Origin of the sequence: Bacillus sp. FSL M7-1020, from assembly GCF_038050415.1 — a bacterium.
In the GTDB taxonomy this organism is placed as follows: Bacteria; Bacillota; Bacilli; order Bacillales; family Bacillaceae_G; genus Bacillus_A; species Bacillus_A toyonensis.
Map to the genome: position 1 here is coordinate 1,715,851 of NZ_JBBOTW010000001.1, position 20,267 is coordinate 1,736,117.

The 20,267-nt window shown below is 33.9% G+C and carries 23 protein-coding genes and 1 pseudogene; 16 read left to right on the forward strand and 8 right to left on the reverse strand.

Features of this window, described 5'->3' with window-relative positions; translation table 11 throughout:
• Positions 1–9 precede the first annotated feature (9 nt).
• Positions 10–627 (reverse strand): LysE/ArgO family amino acid transporter, encoded by a 618-nt coding sequence (locus MHB70_RS08800; protein WP_001287314.1) that lies wholly within the window; start codon positions 625–627, stop codon positions 10–12.
• A gap of 119 nt (positions 628–746) precedes the next feature.
• Here MHB70_RS08800 and MHB70_RS08805 point away from each other — a divergent pair, with 119 nt between their 5' ends.
• Positions 747–2,192, forward strand: coding sequence for an aminotransferase-like domain-containing protein (locus tag MHB70_RS08805; RefSeq protein ID WP_002047855.1), 1,446 nt, complete (start codon positions 747–749; stop codon positions 2,190–2,192).
• A 12-nt stretch (positions 2,193–2,204) separates the two neighbouring features.
• Positions 2,205–2,372 (forward strand): DUF3933 family protein, encoded by a 168-nt coding sequence (locus MHB70_RS08810; protein ID WP_000816372.1) that lies wholly within the window; start codon positions 2,205–2,207, stop codon positions 2,370–2,372.
• A 105-nt stretch (positions 2,373–2,477) separates the two neighbouring features.
• On the opposite strand, the gene MHB70_RS08815 is transcribed toward MHB70_RS08810, so the two are convergent.
• Both MHB70_RS08815 and MHB70_RS08820 read right to left on the reverse strand, forming a co-directional pair.
• Positions 2,478–3,443 (reverse strand): patatin-like phospholipase family protein, encoded by a 966-nt coding sequence (locus MHB70_RS08815; protein WP_000686786.1) that lies wholly within the window; start codon positions 3,441–3,443, stop codon positions 2,478–2,480.
• An 81-nt stretch (positions 3,444–3,524) separates the two neighbouring features.
• Positions 3,525–3,671, reverse strand: a complete 147-nt coding sequence (locus MHB70_RS08820) for a YjcZ family sporulation protein (RefSeq protein WP_000540425.1) — start codon at positions 3,669–3,671, stop codon at positions 3,525–3,527.
• Positions 3,672–3,895: 224 nt separating this feature from the next.
• Here MHB70_RS08820 and MHB70_RS08825 point away from each other — a divergent pair, with 224 nt between their 5' ends.
• The 4 genes from MHB70_RS08825 to MHB70_RS08840 all read left to right on the forward strand — a co-directional run bounded on the left by MHB70_RS08825 (position 3,896) and on the right by MHB70_RS08840 (position 6,849).
• Positions 3,896–4,648: a YwqG family protein gene (locus tag MHB70_RS08825; protein WP_061529893.1), complete on the forward strand. Its 753-nt coding sequence runs from the start codon at positions 3,896–3,898 to the stop codon at positions 4,646–4,648.
• 150 nt (positions 4,649–4,798) lie between these two features.
• The gene (locus MHB70_RS08830) at positions 4,799–5,959 is read left to right on the forward strand and encodes a transglutaminase domain-containing protein (protein ID WP_061529894.1); all 1,161 of its coding nucleotides are present in this window, start codon (positions 4,799–4,801) and stop codon (positions 5,957–5,959) included.
• A gap of 101 nt (positions 5,960–6,060) precedes the next feature.
• Positions 6,061–6,258 carry a DUF4083 domain-containing protein gene (locus MHB70_RS08835; RefSeq protein ID WP_000362874.1) on the forward strand — a complete coding sequence of 66 codons (198 nt, stop codon included), beginning with the start codon at positions 6,061–6,063 and terminating at the stop codon, positions 6,256–6,258.
• A gap of 129 nt (positions 6,259–6,387) precedes the next feature.
• On the forward strand, positions 6,388–6,849 hold the full coding sequence (locus MHB70_RS08840; RefSeq protein WP_000796418.1) for an NUDIX hydrolase: 462 nt from the start codon (positions 6,388–6,390) through the stop codon (positions 6,847–6,849).
• Between the two features lie 42 nt (positions 6,850–6,891).
• Here the strand turns inward: MHB70_RS08840 and nadE are convergent, their stop codons facing one another.
• Positions 6,892–7,710, reverse strand: a complete 819-nt coding sequence (gene nadE / locus MHB70_RS08845; RefSeq protein ID WP_000174898.1) for an ammonia-dependent NAD(+) synthetase — start codon at positions 7,708–7,710, stop codon at positions 6,892–6,894.
• A 273-nt stretch (positions 7,711–7,983) separates the two neighbouring features.
• Between nadE and MHB70_RS08850 the strand changes: the two genes are divergently transcribed.
• From MHB70_RS08850 to MHB70_RS08860, 3 genes are all read left to right on the forward strand, one after another.
• Positions 7,984–9,864 (forward strand): FtsX-like permease family protein, encoded by a 1,881-nt coding sequence (locus MHB70_RS08850; protein WP_061529895.1) that lies wholly within the window; start codon positions 7,984–7,986, stop codon positions 9,862–9,864.
• Positions 9,865–9,978: 114 nt separating this feature from the next.
• Positions 9,979–10,266 carry an AbrB/MazE/SpoVT family DNA-binding domain-containing protein gene (locus MHB70_RS08855; RefSeq protein ID WP_000648323.1) on the forward strand — a complete coding sequence of 96 codons (288 nt, stop codon included), beginning with the start codon at positions 9,979–9,981 and terminating at the stop codon, positions 10,264–10,266.
• Positions 10,267–10,526: 260 nt separating this feature from the next.
• A complete protein-coding gene (locus MHB70_RS08860; RefSeq protein ID WP_001089053.1) occupies positions 10,527–11,477 on the forward strand; it encodes a serine protease in 951 nt (316 codons plus the stop codon).
• Positions 11,478–11,517: 40 nt separating this feature from the next.
• On the opposite strand, the gene MHB70_RS08865 is transcribed toward MHB70_RS08860, so the two are convergent.
• Positions 11,518–11,826 (reverse strand): ArsR/SmtB family transcription factor, encoded by a 309-nt coding sequence (locus MHB70_RS08865; RefSeq protein ID WP_001259900.1) that lies wholly within the window; start codon positions 11,824–11,826, stop codon positions 11,518–11,520.
• A 108-nt stretch (positions 11,827–11,934) separates the two neighbouring features.
• Here MHB70_RS08865 and MHB70_RS08870 point away from each other — a divergent pair, with 108 nt between their 5' ends.
• Positions 11,935–12,870, forward strand: a complete 936-nt coding sequence (locus MHB70_RS08870) for an aldo/keto reductase (RefSeq protein ID WP_061529896.1) — start codon at positions 11,935–11,937, stop codon at positions 12,868–12,870.
• A gap of 246 nt (positions 12,871–13,116) precedes the next feature.
• Here MHB70_RS08870 and MHB70_RS08875 read toward each other — a convergent pair whose 3' ends face one another.
• Positions 13,117–13,341: a hypothetical protein gene (locus MHB70_RS08875; protein ID WP_000162608.1), complete on the reverse strand. Its 225-nt coding sequence runs from the start codon at positions 13,339–13,341 to the stop codon at positions 13,117–13,119.
• 84 nt (positions 13,342–13,425) lie between these two features.
• The gene (locus MHB70_RS08880) at positions 13,426–13,773 is read right to left on the reverse strand and encodes a DUF4257 domain-containing protein (protein WP_000426317.1); all 348 of its coding nucleotides are present in this window, start codon (positions 13,771–13,773) and stop codon (positions 13,426–13,428) included.
• Positions 13,774–13,967: 194 nt separating this feature from the next.
• On the opposite strand from MHB70_RS08880, the gene MHB70_RS08885 reads away from it, so the two are divergent.
• The 6 genes and pseudogenes from MHB70_RS08885 (at position 13,968) to MHB70_RS08905 (ending at position 19,061) form a co-directional block, all read left to right on the forward strand.
• Positions 13,968–14,495, forward strand: coding sequence for a DinB family protein (locus tag MHB70_RS08885; protein WP_001019819.1), 528 nt, complete (start codon positions 13,968–13,970; stop codon positions 14,493–14,495).
• A gap of 182 nt (positions 14,496–14,677) precedes the next feature.
• Entirely contained in the window at positions 14,678–15,730 is a 1,053-nt protein-coding gene (gene rsgA / locus MHB70_RS08890) for a ribosome small subunit-dependent GTPase A (protein ID WP_001073071.1), read from the forward strand.
• 310 nt (positions 15,731–16,040) lie between these two features.
• Positions 16,041–16,979, forward strand: a pseudogene (locus tag MHB70_RS31125) (HAMP domain-containing protein); the annotation flags it as partial.
• A 123-nt stretch (positions 16,980–17,102) separates the two neighbouring features.
• On the forward strand, positions 17,103–17,921 hold the full coding sequence (locus tag MHB70_RS31130; protein ID WP_412677731.1) for a methyl-accepting chemotaxis protein: 819 nt from the start codon (positions 17,103–17,105) through the stop codon (positions 17,919–17,921).
• Positions 17,922–18,134: 213 nt separating this feature from the next.
• Positions 18,135–18,440, forward strand: a complete 306-nt coding sequence (locus tag MHB70_RS08900; protein ID WP_000539579.1) for a hypothetical protein — start codon at positions 18,135–18,137, stop codon at positions 18,438–18,440.
• 255 nt (positions 18,441–18,695) lie between these two features.
• Positions 18,696–19,061 (forward strand): DUF3979 family protein, encoded by a 366-nt coding sequence (locus MHB70_RS08905; RefSeq protein WP_000965090.1) that lies wholly within the window; start codon positions 18,696–18,698, stop codon positions 19,059–19,061.
• Positions 19,062–19,097: 36 nt separating this feature from the next.
• Here MHB70_RS08905 and MHB70_RS08910 read toward each other — a convergent pair whose 3' ends face one another.
• Positions 19,098–20,138, reverse strand: a complete 1,041-nt coding sequence (locus tag MHB70_RS08910) for a YkvI family membrane protein (protein ID WP_000370197.1) — start codon at positions 20,136–20,138, stop codon at positions 19,098–19,100.
• Positions 20,139–20,267: the final 129 nt, after the last annotated feature.

A 20,267-nucleotide genomic window follows, 5' to 3' on the forward strand; every position in this document is an offset into this window, starting at 1 on the left:
CCTATTAATTTAGTTAGGGAAAATAACTTGTTTTAACATATAAAGTGCGACTCCCCATATGACGAGTCCTGAAATTTTGTTTAATAATACGATTGCCTTTCCAGTTGAGTCTAGCCTCTTTAAAAACTTTCCAGCTAAAGCTAAGCTAATAAACCAAATCCAAGAAATGATAATCGTTGCAGATGTAAAAGCCCATTTTTCACTTCCTATATATTGAATAGAATTTGTCCCAATTACACCGATCGTATCTAAAATCGCATGTGGATTTAATAACGAAACCGATACAGCGAAAATAATTTGTTTTTTTAAAGGCATGCTTTTTTCTTGTTTTACATCTTTGGAAGGCTTACTTCTCCAAATAACGAAGCCCATATATATGAGAAAGATAAATCCAATCGTATATAATGTCGTCGTTAGCCAAGAAAAAGTAAGGAGTACAAGGGATACACCCTGTACTGCAATTAATATTAGTAACGTATCACATAGAGAAGCAGTTAATACTACAGGGGCTGCCCTCCAAATATTAGGTTGGCTCGCACCTTGGTTAAATACGAAAACATTTTGGACACCTAATGGAATGATAAGGCCAAATGCAAGGATGATACCGTGAATAATCGCTTCACTCATTATATTACCTCCTACTTTAATTCATTATGATAGTGTATATTGTATAGAAGAAATGAAAATTTGTATCCATCCATATGGTTGGGGAGGTCACCAACCAAAAAGAATGTAAGGTGATATGTATGATGGAAAGGTTAGTTTGGAAGCCTGATATGTCTTTAGCGTCTCCTTTGTATAAACAAATAGAAACGTATATAAAAGAAAGAATCGTTAATGGAGAATGGACTGTTGGAACAAAGTTACCTTCACAAAGAGATTTGGCACATACATTTGGTGTGAATCGAAGTACAATTGTAATGGCTTTCGATGAACTAGCAGTAAAAGGGTACATTGAGGGAAATGGCCGAAAGGGAACGATTGTTGTAAATAATAATGAGAACACTTCAACATATGCTCCGCCTCCTAATTGGCAGTCTTATGTAGAAACAGGGCTTCATTATCCGAACCTTCCTGCTATTCAAGATATTAATCAAGCTGAATTTTATCCGCATGTAATTCGTTTAGGAACAGGTGAACTCGCGCCGAGTCTCTTACCTGAAAAAAAGATGAAACTAATAATGAATAAGCTGTTGCAATCAAACGTGCCACTTGGGTATGAAGAGCCGAAAGGAAATCTCTATTTAAGGGAGAAAATTGCGGGCTACTTAAAAGGGCATGGTGTATATGTATCTCCTAATTCTATTTTAATTGTTTCAGGAGCAATTCAAGCGTTGCAACTTATTTCTATGGGGCTTCTTCCGAAAGGGGCATCGATTTTACTAGAAAAACCATCCTATTTATATTCGCTTAATGTTTTTCAATCAGCAGGAATGCGTTTAATTGGAATACCAATGGATAAGAATGGATTAAATGCATCATATATTGCGAAATATAAGAAGCAATTTAACGCATCTATTTTATATACAATTCCGTCTTTTCATAATCCGACGAACTTTAGTATGAATGCAGAGAAGCGGAAAGAAGTAATGGAGATATGTAATGAAATTGGATTGCCTATTATAGAGGACGCAGTGTATCAAGACTTATGGTTTGATGAGCCTGTTTCAAAGCCTTTAAAAGCATATGATAAAAACGGAATTGTACTATATATCGGGAGTATGTCTAAAGTGATTAGTCCAGGTTTAAGAATTGGATGGATAGTTGGACCTGAATCAGTAATTCAAAGGTTGGCAGATATAAAAATGCAAACAGATTATGGTTCGAGTTCTATATCCCAGCAAATTGCAGCAGAATGGTTTACAAATGGATTATATGATGAACATTTACAGTTTGTAAGAAATGAATTGAAGAAACGTAGAGATTTTATGTTACATATGTTAGAGAAATATTGTCGTGAAATAGCAACATGGTATGAACCGACAGGTGGTTTTTATATTTGGTTACATATGAATGTACCCGTTTCGAATCGTAGCTTATTTGACAAAGCTTTACAAGAAAAGATTATATTAAATCCAGGTACTTTGTATGATAGAAGTGCAAACCAATTTTTGCGACTATCGTATTCATATGCAACGTTAGAAGAAATTGAAATAGGTATAAAAAAACTTGCACAACTAATTAAAATGTAAAAGGAGAAAGTAATGAAACAATATGTAATTTGCCAAATTATCGATGGAGATAAATATTTAGCTGCTTATGCAGAGACGAAGCAGGACGCAGTCGAAAAAGCAGAACTGCTAGGATTAAGAACGGGAAATCGTTACATAGTAATTACCGCGGAAGAAGCGAAAGGGTTAACTTATCCGTAAGCAATGTGTGGGGTACGTAGTTGGTAAATAAGCCTAGTAATATATGAAATTACTAGGCTTATTTATTATTAAAGCGTCAAGAAATCTCGTATGAAAATAATAATATTATGAGTCAAGCTGACGGAAAAATCGATTGGTTTTGCGATGTTGATTTCCATTTCTATATTCATCAACATATTGTCTGAAGTTCCAAGATTGTAAAAACTTATTTGCGGAGTTATAACCAGAATTGTAAAGCCATTCTTTTTCCTCTTTCGTTAATTCAAAATTTGTACTTGTAATCGTCCCTGTAGGAATTGTAATTGTTCTTGCTTTTGATTCTTTATCTAAATGCCGTAAATCATGAGCTTGCATCATTGTTTTAAATAGTCCTTTGAACATGGAAATGGGCTCTTTATAATGGGCGGGATCAGCTTGAATTTCATCTTTTACAAAATGAAATCCAAAAGTTGGCCAGCGAGGTGAGGTAGGGGAGTCAAAAATCCAAATGGGATAATTGCTTAAAATCCCACCATCAACCATATAACAAGGTTGTTTCCATTTTGGTGTTCTCCATTTTACTGGTTCAAAGAAGAAAGGAATGGTACTACTCATTCTTACTGCCTTAGCAATCGAGAAGCGATAATTTAAAAATCCGTAGTTTGGCAAGTCATCGGGAAAGACAACCATTTTACCGTTGCTTATATCAGAAGCAATAATTTTAAGTTTGTTTAAATCAGGTAAATCTGTAAATAAGTGAATTCCTTTTTTTCGTAGTAATTCTTCAAGCCATTCTTCTATAAATACATTGGAATAAATACCTAGAGTAGACCATGCACTTATTCCTTTACCGATAAACGGGATTCTATCAAGGAAAGTTTTCTTCATAAATTTGTTATAATCAATATCAGTTATAATTGTTTTTAATTCTGAACAAGAATAGCCAGCAGCTAAAAGAGCTGCAATAATAGCACCAGCCGATGTTCCAGCTACACGCTCCCATTCATACCCTTTTTCAGCTAACGCGCAAATTGCCCCTACATGTGCAATTCCACGCACACCGCCTCCTTCAAAAACACCATCAATTTTCATTGCACATACTTCCTTTCTAAAAATGAAAATGTAAAAAAAGCACGTAATATACGTGCTTTTTTACAATAGTTTTTAAGTTTACTAGCAGCCTACAAAGCCGCCCCAACAGCTAGCTCCGATGATGATTAGAAGGATAAATAAAACGATTAATAAAGCGAAACCTCCATAACCACATCCACCACAACTACCGCCGTAACCGTAACCGCCGCAACTATATCCGTAACCCATGTGGAATTCCTCCTTAAATTAAAAATGAAAATGAACGAAGGGAAAATGTACTGGAAGGAATAAAGAACTATCGTGTTTGTAGGAACAATGTATACTATGCTTTTTTAAACTTGTTCGCGTATGAGGGATAAGCCCGTTTTTTGGAAGGCTTGTTGATTTTGTGATATATGGAGTATAATCTTTGTGCTATGATACAAATAAGTATAGAGATGTAAGGAGAATATATGGATAACAAAATTGAAGTGTTAATTGATAAATATGGACTGACACATTTAAAAGAGGAACTTATTAATACTGTATTTCCTTGTGTAAAAGTTGTGCCTGAGCAGCAAGAAACGGTTGCGATTGGTAGTTCAAAAATGGGGGGAGCTCCTGATTTACCGGATACATTTGAATATCCAATGTATAAAGGAAATCCGTTACATTTTATCGCGCAATTTAATCTAAATGATTTACAAAACGTTCGTATGAATCACAATCTACCTAAGGCAGGAATGTTATATTTCTTTAGCATTGAAAATTACTTTGAAGAAGATGTGAATCCAATGGAAGCTGGGCGCGTACTTTATTATGATGTTCCAGTAGAGCAATTACGAAGAGCGGATGAAACGCAAGCGAAATATAATCAATGCGCAATTACTTTTGAACTGACGTATAAATTACCAGAACTTTTCATTGAAGATGAGGCCGATTCAGATCGTTTCTTGCAATTACTTGAAGAACTAATCCCAGATAACTACGATAACCATCAAATGTTTGGTGAGCCATTCTATGTACAAGAGGAAGTACTACATGAGACAGGAGAATATATGGGGATAGATCCACAGCAAATGACGCTTTTATTCCAAATCGATTCAGATCATAAAAATTGTAATATGGTTTGGGGAGAGTTAGGAATGCTATATTTCTGTATTGGTAATGAAGATTTGAAAAATCGACGTTTTGAAAATACATGCTGTGTGTTACAAACTTGTTAATAAAAAAGGTTGCTCTTTTTAAAAGAGTAACCTTTTTTATGTGAATTAATTAATATGCATAATCTCATATGACCTATTTTGAAAAGTATTGTATACTCTGAAACTATACGATACTTTTTCGTATAGTTATAGAATATAAGGAGTGACAAGATGGGAAAGACAAGTAAGTATATGACAGCTGCCGCACTTTGTTCAACGATTGTAATGGGAGGCTTACAATCGTCAACTGTATCTTATGCAGCTACGAATCCAACTGTAGTGACGACACAATCAGATGTAAAGTTATTAGATGATTTCAGAAAAGAACTAAAAAAACAGATTGATAATCGTGAAGAAAATATTACAATCACATATAAAACAAAAGATAGAGATGCTAGAAAGATTATGGACCAATTGTACGGCGAGTTTAATAAAATCGTAGATGCTGATGAGTATGTAAAATATAATGTAGCCTCTACTAGATATTCTATTAAAGGGATGCCAGGGAACTATTCGTTTACACTACAAGTGAAATACCGTGAATCAAAAGAGCAAACACAATATGTAAAATCTCAGGCGAAAGCAATTATAAGTTCAATTGTAAAGCCAGGAATGGATGCGCATGAAAAAGTAAAAGCTATTCATGATTATGTTGTGAAACATGTATCATACGACACTTCTTATCAAGCGTATACAGCATATGAAGCGTTAGCGAACCGTTCTGCTGTTTGCCAAGGGTATACATTATTAACATATGAATTACTAAAAGAAGCAGGTATTCAAAATCATATTGTAACTGGTACAGGAAATGGACAAGCTCATGCTTGGAATTTAGTGAACATTGAAAACAAATGGTACCACCTTGATACTACATTCGATGATCCAGTACCAGATAAAGCTGGACGTGTAACATATTCATATTTTAATATGTCTGACGAACAATTAAGTAAAGACCACGACTGGGATCGTAGTAAATATCCAGCGGCAACTACAAGTTACTTTGGTGAGTTAACAAACAAAATAAAAGCTGGTAGTTCAAAAACCGTCGTATATGAGCAAATGTTAAAAGAAACAAATTTACAATACTTATCTGCACAATATGGAGCGGAAAATTATAATGAATTTAAGCAAAAGTTGCAGCAACAATTTGCTAGTAAACCAGAAAAGGTAGAAGTACGATATAAGCAGTCCATGGATGGAACAATGCAAGATATAAAGAAAGTATTAAATGAAATAAATTGGCCAAAAGGTGCAAAGCGTGTATCTTATCAAGTAGCACCATATAGTGCGATGGCAGGTTATTCATTAGCGACAATTACATTTACGTATTAAGTAATGAAGAAGAGCATCTGTAAAAGGTGCTCTTTTTATTATGTATCGTTTTTAAAAACAGAATTGTGTGATAAAATAAAAAGGAAGGATGTGGAATTTAAATGGATTTGTTCGAAAGTAATATTTTTATATTGATATATAATTGTTTAGTAATCGGACTTATCGTTTTGTTTTTCCTATCATTTACTTTGTTTATTAGAAGATTATTGCAAAGTAGCGCTGCAAAAAAACAACATGTTATCAATATGAATCAGAAGCTAGATCGAATTATTGAATTGCTAGAAATAAATAAGAAGTAAAGTGAAGGCTTTTACGAGCAGTTGATCTCCCACCTAATTACTTTGCTTCCGCTACATTTTGAGGTGGGGATCTTACTGCCTGGCAAATAGCGAGATAACGATGGAAGACGTATGAAAAGGGGAAAGGAAATGGCCGATTATATAAAAGAATTACGTGAAAAAGTAGGACATGATTATGTTTTCTTAAACTTTGCGGGTGGTTTTGTGTTTAATAAAGAGGGAGAAGTATTACTGCAAAAAAGAGGAGACTTTAATGCTTGGGGCTTTCCAGGTGGCGCAATGGAGATAGGAGAGTCGGCTGCGGAAACTGCGATTCGAGAAATAAAAGAAGAAACTGGGTATGATGTAGAAATACATGAGCTTATTGGAGTGTATACAAAATATTTTCAAACATATCCAAATGGAGATAAAGCACAGACAATTGTGATGTGCTTTTCATGCTCAATAGTTGGAGGGAATAAAAAAATAGACGGTGATGAAACGTTAGATTTAAAATTTTTCCCATTAGACAAAATGCCTCCGTTATTTTGTAAACAACATGAAGATTGCTTGCAAGATTTATTGGAGAAAAGAGTAGGGGTATATCGCTAACATATAAAAAAGAAGCTAAAAGATTAGCTTCTTTTTTATGTTCTATTTCCACCAATCATCAAACATTGACGCTGGTACTTGTCTTTTATGTTCACTCACTGTGTAACGCTTTTCGATTTTTTCTGCAACGTCAGCTGGAACTGATTTACCTTCTAAATAATCATCTAATTGATCGTAAGTAATGCCTAATTCTGTTTCATCAGCTTGACCTGGCTTTTCATCTAATAAATCAGCTGTGGGCATTTTTAAGTAAAGACGCTCATCTGCACCTAACTCTTGTAATAAAGCACGTCCTTGGCGCTTCGTTAACCCCGTTAATGGTAATAAATCTGCACCACCATCTCCGAATTTTGTAAAGAATCCTGTTACAGCTTCTGCAGCATGATCTGTTCCGATAACAAGTAGACCTTTTTGTCCACCAATTGCATATTGTGTAACCATACGGATACGAGCTTTCACGTTACCTTTATTGAAATCAGTTAATGATTCACCTAATAAGTTCTCGTATTGATTTGAAAAAGCATCAACGGTTGAAGCGATATCAAATGCAGTTGATTGATCAGCTTGAATAAATTGTAATGCTAATTGTGCGTCATCTTCATCCTTTTGCACTTTGTAAGGAAGACGTACAGCGATAAACGTTGCGTTACCACCTTCGTTACGAATTTCTTCAACTGCAAGCTGTGCTAAACGTCCTGCTAATGTAGAGTCTTGGCCGCCGCTAATTCCAAGTACAAATCCTTTCGCACCTGTTTTTTTTACATAATCTTTTAAGAAATCAACTCGTTTACGAATTTCTACTTTCGGATCAATTACAGGCTGAACATGTAATGCTTTCATAATCTGTTCTTGTAATGTCATTATGTTTTCCTCCTATTCATATTAAAGCGGTAAATAAAAAAATTTTATGTATATATTGGTACATACTTCTATCCTTTATTATTTCGCAAAACTAACGAATATACAATAGGATGTGTGTATGAATATGAATGTAGTCATTATAATGAAACTGTTTCGTTTAAGCAATTTTTTTACCTTTCAAAAATGTAAGGTTTTTGTCATTTGAATCGATGGAAGGTATCTCCCTACTTTACTACTATAAAAGCATAGTTAGTAGAAGGGCGGAGAAGTAATATGAACATTAGAGAACTCGCATATCGGAATGTAACGCGAAATAGACGGACATATTCAGCATATTTTTTGAGTAGTGCATTTGCAATTATGGCCTTTTTTGTATATTCGTTTTTTGCGTTTCATCCGGCATTAAGTGCAGGAGAATTAGGACAGTATGTATTTGTAAGTATGTCGTTTGCACAGTCTATTATTTACGTATTTACATTCTTCTTTATTTTATATTCAATGGGAATGTTTTTAAAAACGAGAAAGCGTGAACTAGGAATTTTAATGATGCTTGGTATGACGAAATATCAATTAAAGCGTCTTATCTTCTTTGAAAATATTATGATTGGAATAGGGGCAATTATTTTCGGGATTCTTTCAGGTATGTTGTTTTCAGGAGTATTAATTTTTGTAGCCCCAATGATATTAAAACTAGATATTTCCTTATCCTATTACATTCCAATGAAAGCAGCTGTTGTAACGAGTATTATGTTTTTCATATTATTTATGATTATTTCATTATTTAGTGCCGGAATGGTTCGTAAAAATAATATTATGAAATTGTTTAGAGGATCAGCAGAGGCGAAGCCAGAACCGAAAGCATCGAGTATTTCTTCTATATTAGCAGTAGTATTGCTTAGTACTGGTTATACAGGCGCTCTTATGTCACATGGTGCTATGGTATTTGTGATGATGATTCCGGTTACAACGGTAGTCATTATTGGTACGTATTTGCTGTACAAGCAGTTGAGTGTCTTTATTATTCGGCTATGTAAAAAAAGTAAACGTTTCTATTGGACACAGACAAATATTATTACGTTGTCAGATTTAGCGTACCGTATGAGAGATAACGCAAGAATGTTCTTTATTGTAACGATAATTTCAACTGTAGCATTTTCGGCAATAGGTACATTAGTTGGCTTTGCATCAATGACGAAAGGGATTATGGAGAGGCCAATTGCGTTTCATTACCACTCTAAGCAAGGGAATAGTAATGAATCACAGCATCTAAAGATCATCGATGAGGGACTAAAAAAACATAATATAGCAGCTTCAAAAACTAATATCTCATCGAAGAAAACGGAGGAGCAGTCATTAAGAAGCGCCATTTTTATAAAAGAATCAGAGTATAAGGAATATGCAAAGTTAACAGGAGAACCATTTAATACTGTAGCAAATAAAGAGGTTTTATTTTTGTCGGCCGAAATACCAGGACCACCGATGAAAGAAAGAAAAGAAATTACTTTACCTAATATGAATGAACATTTAAAAGTGAAAAAAGTTACTTCGTCTTCATTGGGGAAAATATTAAGAGGAAATGTTTATGTAATCCCTAATAATCAATATGATTCATTACAAGGTGGATTTATAGAAACAAAAGATTATATGTATAAAACTGAAGGAATGAAAGATGAAATTAAGGTTGGTAAAGAACTTACGAGTCAGATGAAGCCTTATGAAGAACATGCAACGTTTAGTGCAGAAGAGTACGAACAAAACCAAAGTTTACAAATCGCAGGACCAATTTTATTTGTAGGTTTCTTTATTGGTATTGTATTTTTCGTATGTGCAGGAAGCTTCCTTTACTTCCGTTTATTTTCTGATTTGGAGGATGATACTCGGTTATTTGAAATGATTCGAAAAGTTGGCTTAACGAGTGGGGAATTATCGAAAGTAGTTACAATTCGATTGGCACTTTTATTCTTCGTTCCGATAGGTGTTGCAACATTACATGGGGCAGTAGCGTTAACTGCGTTAGGACAGATGTTTGAGTACTCACTGTTTAAAGAAAATACAATTGTATTAAGTATTTTCGTAGGAATTCAAGTTGTATACTTCTTAATAATACGATCTCGTTATTTAAAACAATTGAAAGAGAGATTACGTATTCGTTAACTGTGTTTTTTTAACTTGAGTACAAAATTTTCTAAAAAGATACAAGTATTGCCAAAAAGTGATAAAATGGAAAAAGCGAGGTGGAAAATTAATAGAGAGTAAGGGGGGAGTAATATGAAAGCAACAGGAGTTATTCGAAAAGTAGACGAATTAGGACGAATTGTTATTCCTAAAGAATTAAGAGATGTATTAGGGATACAAATTAAATCACCACTTGAAATTTTCGTAGATGAAGATAAAGTCATTTTACAAAAATATGAACCTTACAATGCTTGTCAAATAACAGGTGATGTTTCAGACCAGAACATATCATTAGCAAATGGAAACATTACTGTTAGTATAGATGGGGCGAAACATTTAATAAAAGAAATAGAGAAATTTTTAAAAAAAAGTGAGATTTAGTTTTCATTTATAATATTTTAAAGATTATATATCATTCTTTAAAAAAACTATAAAAGGGCCATTTAATGGTCCTTTTATTTTTATACATTCGTTGAATGATTTGAACTGTTATTGCCTGCAAAGCACGGGATAAATGTTAGTAAGTTATATTGAGAAACATTTAAAATGAAGGAAAATAGAACAGTTAAAACGAATGTTAAATGTAAACCTATTCAATAGTGGTCTGAAATGAAAATAATATATTTTCAGGAGGGATTACGATGAACAGTAGTACAGCGAATAAACAAAAAGGTATACAATTGATTCCGTTTACCGTAAATAAGGTGGTTGAACAAGTAAATGAAATTCCACCAGGTGTACAACTGATTAACGCTCCACAAGTATGGGAGAAGAGTGCGAAAGGAAAAGATGTTGTCGTTGCCGTATTAGATACAGGTTGTGATATTAATCATATAGATTTAAAAGATCGTATTATTGGTGGGAGAAATTTCACGAAAGATTATGAAGGAGATCCGAACATTTACCTTGATAATAACGGCCATGGGACTCATGTAGCGGGGACGATTGCAGCGACTGAAAATGATGTCGGTGTTTTAGGAGTCGCACCTCTTGCTAAAATGCTGGTGTTAAAGGTTTTAGCGGGAGATGGTTCTGGTAGCTATGAGCAAATTATTGAGGCGATTCATTACGCTGTAAATTGGAGAGGACCTAATAAAGAAGAAGTCAGAGTTATTTCAATGTCACTTGGTGGTCCGCAAGACGTTCCGGAATTACATGAAGCTATTCAAAATGCAGTAAATCAAGATGTTCTCGTTGTATGTGCTGCAGGAAATGATGGAGATTGTGATGATAATACGGAGGAACTAGATTTCCCAGGTGCTTATGCTGAAGTAATTGAAGTTGGTGCTGTCAATTTAGAGCGGAAAATCGCATGTTTTAGTAATTCAAATCAAGAAATTGATTTAGTAGCGCCAGGTGATGAAATATTATCTACGTATCCAGAGGGGAAATATGCTGTATTAAGTGGAACTTCAATGGCGACGCCGCATGTCGCTGGTGCATTAGCACTTCTCATTAAGCAGTGCGAAAGAGAATATGGCAGAAAGTTATCAGAGCCAGAAATTTACGCGCAACTTATTAAAAGAACTGTACCTTTAGGATATGAGCGTACATCTGAAGGGAATGGATTAATAGATCTATTAAAAGAATAACAAATACTAAAAAACATCTCATTTGTAAGTGAGATGTTTTTTAGTATGGCTCTGTCGCATGTAATACAACGTTTAATAAACCCGGGAATCTAGCATTTAAGTCATCTTCACGAATTGAAATGAAACGTTGTGTTCCTTCAAGACGTGTATACATGACACCTGATTCACGTAAAACTTTGAAATGGTGAGATAAAGTTGATTTTGCGATTGGAATGTTTAACGCACCACAAGATTGCTCATTTTTCTCTAGTAACATATTTACAATTTGTAAACGAATTTGGTCGCTAAGTGCATATAGGACAGAAGAAAATTGAATTTCTTCTCGATTTGGATGATAGAGTGTACGCATTTTTTCACCTACTTGTATAAGTTAACATATTTGCACTATAGCATATAAAGTGATATATTTCTATTGTTCAATTATATTCGAACAATAGAAATATAAGGGGGAGAAAAAATGAAGTATATAAAATTGCAAAAGGCAGGACTAAATATTTCAAAGTTGGGTTTAGGTACAAATGCAGTAGGGGGACATAATTTATATGCTGATGTGAATGAAGAAGAAGGGAAGCGATTAGTAGAAGAAGCTATTCAGCAAGGGATTACATTTTTTGATACAGCAGATTCATATGGTTTCGGTAGATCAGAGGAATTAGTAGGAGAGGTATTAAAGGGAAAACGTCATGAGCTTATACTTGCTACAAAAGGTGGAATTCAGCCGTTATTAAATGGAGAAACGTATATTAACAATGAACCAAGCTATTTAAGAAATGCTGTGGAAAATAGTTTAAGAAGGTTACAGACAGATTATATTGATTTATATTATTTACACTTTATAAATCCTGAAACAAGTTACATAGATTCAATCGGAGAGCTTATTCGTCTAAAAGAAGAAGGGAAAATCCGTTCAATTGGGATATCTAACGTAAACATAGAACAATTAAAAGAAGCGAATCAACATGGTCATATTGATGTTGTACAATCGCCTTACAATATGTTAAATCGTACTGCCGAGGAAGAACTATTGCCGTATTGTATAAAAGAAGGTATTTCATTTATACCGTATGGGCCTCTAGCCTTTGGGATATTAGGTGGTAAATATACAGAAGATTTTGACTTGGATAAAGGGGATTGGCGTCAAAGTGTAAATCTATTTGAAGAAAATATATATAAAGGTAACTTTAAAAAAGTTGAAAAGTTAAAAGACGTAGCTAAAGAAAATAATATTGAATTGCCTCATTTAGCGTTAGCATGGTTATTAAATAAAGAAGGAATTGATACTGTTATACCTGGTGGAAAGCGGGCTGAGCAAATAAGAGAAAGTGTGAAAGCGGTGGATGTATCATTGAATGAAGGGACAATGAAAGAAATCGAGTTAATATTAGAAGAGTAGTGAGGAAGGGGAAGATCGCATGCTAAGCTCCTTTTCTTTTATACTATACAAACAGCATATAGTATAAAAATAAAAAATCCCTATAAAGATAGGGATTTATATATCGGCATATAGTTCCTTGGAAAAGGATATACTTAGTTTAACATATAGGATTACTTATATTTGTGAAATAGATGTGAAAGTAATGTGAAAAATGCTTATGGTGAAAATCTTTGTAAATAAAAAGCACTGTTTTAGCTAATATAACTAAAACAGTGCTTTTCTCTTTGATTGAACAGTTGCTGCATTTTCATCATGTATGCCTGCATCTTTAATAATTCGCTGTTTTGCTTTATTTAGTAGATGGTTTACTTCTTCACCAAAATAGTTAGCTTCGCTTTTTGTGCGGGCTTCTCGTAAACATTTATAGTTTTCTAGCAGTTCCTCTTTTTCGGTGTTTGTTAAGAAATCTTCTATTTTCTTTTTTGTCATACGAAACACCCTTTCTTCTGACAAACGACGCAATAGAAAATATATATTTTTCATTATAACAATAATTTTTAAAGAAAGTATAGACTAACGTCGTAATAATTTGTCAATTTCTTGAATCTTCTCATCAGCTTTTCCAATTTGCGTATTTTTAGCCTGCTCACCACCTAGAGCTTGGTGAAGTAAAAAAGTTTGACCGGAAATAGCAGTCACAATGGAGACTTTTATAATTTCCTTTATTGCGGTGACATCGAATAAAACGAGTCCAAGAAGTGCGGCTAGGCTACCAGTGAAAATATCAGTTAAAAATCCAAAATGAAAAAAAGTTTTCAAACGGCGTGGAAGCAATAACTTACCTTGGTTATTGATTAGATGGGAAACGAAGCCAGTAATGCCACCAACGAGAACTGCGGTTAGCCATTGATACATTTCCATCGAATCCACTCCTTTTAGTGAATAAGATTCGATTTTTTCATATTGATTCCTTTTCATATTTCATATAAGCATATTGAGAAAGTTTGTTTGGGTAAATCTTATTCAATTTAATTATAACAGAAAATTCTGATACATTTCAGTCTATTATATGAATCATATTTACAATAATATGAATACAGAAAGAGGTGTGTGATATGAATATAGAGTATCGAATAAGAAGTGTGGATGGTTATACGAAAAATATAGGGGAATTAGTGAGTATGCTGGAGCATACGAGGGCGGTAACATTACAGGAAATAGAAAATCTATCAGTTGAGCAATTAGATTTAATTATGCCGAGTGGTGGGAATTCAATTGGCGCCTTATTAAAACATATGGCATCTATAGAAAAAGCCCATCAGCTTATTTCATTTCAAAATCGTGACTTTACAAAAGAAGAATTAGAAATATGGGAAGATGCACTGTATTTAGGGGAAGTTGGGAGAACGATTCATGGTCATGAAATACAGTATTATGTACAACTTTTGCAAAGTGTTCGAGAAGAGTCGCTAAAGTATTTGAGTAAAGTAGATGATACATGGCTAATGTCAGAAAGAAAGTGGCCTAACGATGTAGCGTATAACCAGCACTATCTTTGGTTTCATGTGATAGAAGATGAAATTAATCACCGTGGACAAATTAGAATGTTAAAGAGAGATTTATTTGAAAATTACGTCAAATAAAGTAGCTTTTTAAATTAATATTCCATATAATGAGAGTAATTAAAATAAGATCGGAGTGATGTATTATGGCGAATATGACTGTAATGAATAATAAATTAAATACAAACGTGGATGGAAAGGGCGATATTATATAAGATAGTTCGCAATCCTTCCACTTAGTACAAACTAGGGAGGATATTGATTTGAATCAAAATATTTTAGAGTCGTTCGGCTGGGATTCATTTTTTGAAGAGCAAGCTGTAGAGCAGAATTATGAAGTAGGGCGTATTTTACTTGAGCATAAGCATATATATCGCATTATTTGTAATGACGGTGAATATATGGCAGAACTGTCTGGGAAGTTTCGACATGAAGCGGTAACGAAAGGAGATTACCCAGCAGTTGGTGATTGGGTGTATATAAAGAAAATAGAAAATGAGAAAAAGGCAATCATTCATCGTATTTTTTCGAGAAGAAGTTCTTTTTCAAGACAAGAAGCTGGTAATAGAACTGAAGAACAAATTATTGCAGCAAATGTTGATTATTTATTTTTAGTGAATGCACTTAACCATGATTTTAACGTAAGAAGGTTGGAGCGTTATTTACTATTAGCGTATGAAAGTGGTGCAATGCCTGTTATTGTTTTAACAAAAAGTAGTTTATGTGAAGATGTGGAACAAAAAATTGTAGAAACGGAAGCTGTTGCAATTGGTGTTCCGATCTTCGTCGTCGATAGTTTAGAGCATAGAGGTATTGACTCGTTACAACAATTTGTTGCTTCAGGAAAAACAATTGCTTTAGTCGGCTCATCAGGGGTTGGAAAATCTACTTTGTTAAATGCACTCGTAGGAATTGAGATAGCGAAAACGGGAGATATACGTGAGGAAGATAGTAAAGGGCGACATACGACAACTCATCGTGAGCTGTTCCAACTACCGAGTGGGGGCTTAGTCATTGATACTCCTGGCATGAGAGAGTTACAGCTTTGGGAAGGAAGCGATGCAATCCAGACAACATTTTCTGATATTGAAGAATTTGCAAAAACATGCCGCTTCCGAGATTGTAAACATGAAAATGAACCAGGATGCGCAGTGCATAAAGCAATTGATAACGGGCTAATGAAGATAAATCGTTTGCAAAGCTATAAAAAGTTGCAAAGAGAATTGGCGTATTTTATGAGAAAACAAGATGCTATTCTCGCAAGAGCTGAGCGTGATAAGTGGAAGAAGATTTCTAAACAACATAAAAAAATGTAAAAAACCAAAGGACTATTCCTTTGGTTTTTTGTATTTGTAAATTTTATAATAATATTATTCATATATATAGACAAAGGGGGAATATTTGTTTAAACTTTACAAGGTGTTTATGAAAAACGAATTGTAAAAATAGAGGATAGGGAATGGGATATATTCATAATTAGTTATTCATCCTTAAAACTTAATATTTAAATGTAGGAGGTTTATAATGAGTAAACTGTTAAGGTGGTTTCGAGATATAAAAGTAGCAAAAAAGCTATTAATTTCATTTTTGGTAATTTTAATTGCAGCTGTCTCTATTATTGGAGGAATGTCTTATCAAACGGCTAAAAAGAATTTTGAATCACAAATTACGAGTAGTGCTCACGATAATATAAAAATATTAGATAATTTAATCAATCAAATGATTGAGGCGAAATTTAACGAAATAAATAACTTTGCACGAGTGGTTCATAGTGATATGTATCAAGGAGATAATCAAGATGAATTAAGAAAGGTGTTATCTCAGTATATTAATTTAAATAAAGATATTGAACAAGTATATGTTGCCGGCAATGATAAGAAATTTGTGCAAGAACCCAATATACAAATGGCAGCAGATTATGATCCAACAACTCGTTCTTGGTATAAAGATGCAGTGAGTAAACAAGGTGGAATCGTGGTCACTGAACCGTATAAGGCAAAAGGAAATGGACATATTGTCGTAACGATTGCGAAACAAACAGAAGATAAAAATGGTGTTGTTGCGGTAGATTTAAGTTTAGAGAGTTTATTGAAAACAACAAAGTTAATCAATATTGGTAAAAAAGGATATACTTTCATTTTAGATGGAAAACAAAAAATAATTGCTCACCCGCAAGAAAAATCAGGTGATAAAGCAGCTGATTCTTGGGCAAAGAGAATTTACGAAGATAATCAGGGCGCTTTTTCATACACGTATGACGGTAGTGAAAAGAAAATGGTATTTGCTACAAATTTAAAAACAGGTTGGAAAATCGGTGGAACGATGTACTCAAATGAAATAATCGAAGCTGCTCAGCCTGTATTTTATAATATGTTAATTGTTATGATTATTTCACTAGTTGTAGGAGGGGCACTTATTTATTTCGTAACGCTTTCTATTACAAAACCTTTAAAGAGATTAGTTGCCACTTCTAAAGAAATAAGTGAAGGAGATTTAACGCAAACAATTGAAATTCATTCAAACGATGAAATTGGTCAACTTGCAAAAGGATTTAATGAGATGACAGATTCACTACGAACGTTAATTGGAAGAATTAATGATTCGGCCGGGCATGTTGCAGCGGCATCAGAAGAGCTAACTGCTAGTGTAAGACAAGCGAGTGAAGCAACGGAACAAATTACAATGGCAATGGATGAAATATCAAGTGGGGCAACGACGCAAACAACAAGTGTAGAAAATGGTGCAATGTTACTGTTTGATGTAACAGAAGGAATTCAGCATGTAGCAAATAGTTCATCATCTATTAATACGGCTTCTACTCATACTCGTGAAAAAGCAGAAGATGGTGGAAAGTTAGTAGGGAAAACAGTTAATCAAATGCAGTCTATTGCAGAATCTGTTTCACAATCCGATGCAGTTATACAGTTATTAAATAATAAATCAAAGCAAATTGGTGAAATATTAGAAGTAATCCAAAATATTGCAGATCAAACAAATCTTCTTGCTTTAAATGCTGCAATTGAAGCTGCAAGAGCTGGTGAGCACGGAAGAGGATTTGCGATCGTTGCAGATGAAGTACGTAAATTGGCAGAGCAATCTAGCGTATCTTCCAGTGAAATTAGTAAATTAATATGTGAAATACAAGATGATATGAGTAAGACAGTAAAATCTATGGGTCATGTAAATAAAGAAGTTCAATCTGGACTAGTTATTGCAAATGAAACGAAGCAAAATTTTGCTGAGATTTTACAATCTACAAATGAAATTGCTAATCAAATTAAAACGATGGTTGAAACGGCTAATGGGATGTCAAAAGGTGCCAATGAAGTATCTATTTCAGTCGGGCAAATTGCAATGACAGCACAGAATAATGCGACGAGTACACAAAGTGTCGCAGCGTCTGCTGAAGAACAATTAGCTTCGATGGAGGAAATTGGTTCCGCAGCTGGTACATTATCTCAAATGGCTGAAGAGTTGCAAGGATTAATTGAAAGATTTAAAGTTTAAAAGAGAAAGACTGCCCCAATAGCAGAATGCTATTGGGGCAGTCTTTTTTTTACGCAATAACTGCGATGAATTTATGCTTATAATGAATGAGGATGGAGAATAGCTTAATGATGTTTAAAACTGAATTTCTCATATTATTTGTCGAAAAATAGAGGTATTTGTTAACTTTGTGTATAATTACAATCATATAGAATACAAATAAAGGAGATTATTATGGGAGTGTATTGGGGTACAAAAAGACATTCTTGGCTTAGTTATGTCTCATTTTGGCTAAGTATTTCATTTTTTGTGGTGTTTCTAATTGAAGTGTTTATTTTAAAAACACTTTCGGATAGCTCGGTGCAAATTGTTAAATATTTCTATTTCATACTCGTACCAGTAAACATCCTTCTTAGTTTAAAGTTACTTTTTAAGAAGAATGAAAAGAAAGCATTACCCATTTTTAGTTTAATTGTCTCATTATTATTTACAATTTTAATTATAGTATTAGCAATAGCAGCTACAGGGAAATTTATTTAGGGAGAGTGATATATATCACTCTTCTTTTTTGTTATGAGCAAATAAAAAATAGGTGTTGAATAAAACTTACAGTAGAATAGTAAGTAACGGACTAAGATACATAATAATGAAGATAGAATAAAGTGTTTTGTAAGTATTAATGAAGCAAATGAATACGGTAAGAACGGTGATATATGGTACAATGACTATGGATAGTGATAGAGATAAAGGGTATATAAAATACTCATCGTTTTTTAGTAAGAGAGGGGTTATCTTATGCTATACGAGGATTTGATGACATTATTTCAAGCAGCTCCAAAAAAAGATAGAGGTGGCTGGAAATATATAATCCAAGAACAAAATGATAAATATGAAATTGTTGATGAAATGTTGAAAAATCAAATGAGTATTGAATTGTATTTTAATGAATATGATGAGGTGAAAATCACTTTATATAAAGATGGAATTCCTATTTCTACTATGCAAAGAATTGCTATTTCAAAAGTTGAATTAGACGAGGATGAAGAAGGGATTCAATTCGTTTTAGAGCGCATGCCTAGTCGAATGATTCGATTGCAATTAAAGCCATATTTGGCATTGGAAATGGGACCGTACTGGGAAATATGTGATGATTGTGAATGAACATAAAGAAAGCATCCAATAAAATGGATGCTTTCTTTATGTTTTTTGAAGTTGTTTAAAAGCAATGATTGGAAGTAGAACGATACTTACCCATCCGATGATTGGATATAGAATGTGGAGTAGTTCACTGTAACCGATGTAACTAAAGCAATAACTAATTAGTAAAATGAAGAAAATAATATTGTTACTTTTCCACCCAGTGATAGATTGCATTTGTTTTGTCATCCCGAACACATTACCAACTAAAGTTGTAAACACTTCACCGAAAATAATAAGAACAAAGAAAAAGTGAAAAGTTGCATTAAATCTTCTTATGACTTCAGCCATTGGGATATTGTATTGATAAAATTGGTCGACTGATAAGATAGCTAAATGGCTGCATAATAAAATTAAAGAAAGTCCTGCACCACCTAAAATTCCACCCCACAAAATGGCTTTTCGATCCTTTACTTCACCGGCTAACGGGACGAGAACGCTTTGGGCGAGAGAAAGATTTAAAGCGACATATGTAATAGGGCTAGTAATCCACTTCATATTCCAGCTCTCTGCAGGAATAGTATTACTAATAGGTGTTGTACTGTGGAAAAAGGTTGTAATAGCAAGTCCTATAATAAATATCATCATAATAGGTACGACAAGTGTATTTACTTCAAAAACACCTTGTAATCCGCGGCTACCTATAATGAGACAGGCGATAACTGTAATGAGAATACCGAGTTGTCTTGGTAAACGAAGTTGCTCTTCAAATACCGCCCCAGCCCCTGATAGCATAACGCTCGTTACACCAAATAATACGAGTAGTAATAATGTATTTACAACATTTCCGAATACATCTCCAAATAAATATTTGTTAAAATCTTGCGCTGAAAATGCCCCGATTTGTGATGAAAGTAACATCATCTTTGTGCCGAGCCAAATAAAAAAAAATCCACTTACACATATACCAATTGTTCCGTATAATCCGTTCACTGTAAAGAATTCAACAATTTCTCGTCCAGTAGCAAATCCAGCTCCAACGACAGTTCCGATATAAGTAGCAGCAACTTTCTTTGCTACTTGCCATTGTTGATTGTCCATGTTATCCCTCTTTCTTCTATGATGAGCTTGACTTACTATAATGCATATGTAGCAGCTTGGACGATTAGACATATGAAGTAGTTGAAAAAATACATGAATTGTATGATATTAGGGAAATATTAAAGGTGT